This window comes from Robertmurraya sp. DFI.2.37, assembly GCF_029211245.1.
GTDB lineage: Bacteria > Bacillota > Bacilli > Bacillales > Cytobacillaceae > Robertmurraya > Robertmurraya methanolica_A.
On the sequence record NZ_JARGEJ010000225.1, the window covers coordinates 1 to 460 of the forward strand.

The following is a 460-nucleotide window of genomic DNA, read 5'->3' on the forward strand; positions in this document are numbered from 1 at the left end:
AGAACAACAGTACAATTTAATTCTTCTAGGCCCTCCAGGCATCGGAAAAACGTATATCGCAATTGGGCTGGGACTCGAAGCCGTTTATAGAGGATTCCATGTTTACTTCGCTACAATGGGTGAGCTTGTGCAGCTTTTAAAAACAGAAGAGTACCTGAATAAATCGAAAGTCCAACTCAAACGGATTAGAAATGCCGATCTTGTGATTATCGATGATTTGATGTACATGGCGATGGATCAGAGAGAAGCAAACTTATTTTTTCATTTAATCAATCATCTCTACGAACGAAGTTCGATTATCCTGACTTCTAATAAAAGTCCAGATGAATGGGGAAATTTAATTGGAGATCAAGGCATTACGACAGCGATTTTAGATCGTTTACTTCATCGTGTGGAAGTCATACATGGTGGAGAGGATGAGGAAAGTCATCGGATGAAAAACAGGAAAAGTATTTTTTCA

The 460-nt window shown here is 38.7% G+C and carries 1 pseudogene; it reads left to right on the forward strand.

Annotation, left to right across the window (positions count from 1 at the left end):
- Positions 1–460 (forward strand): annotated as a pseudogene (istB, locus tag PZE06_RS26210) (IS21-like element IS643 family helper ATPase IstB); the annotation flags it as partial.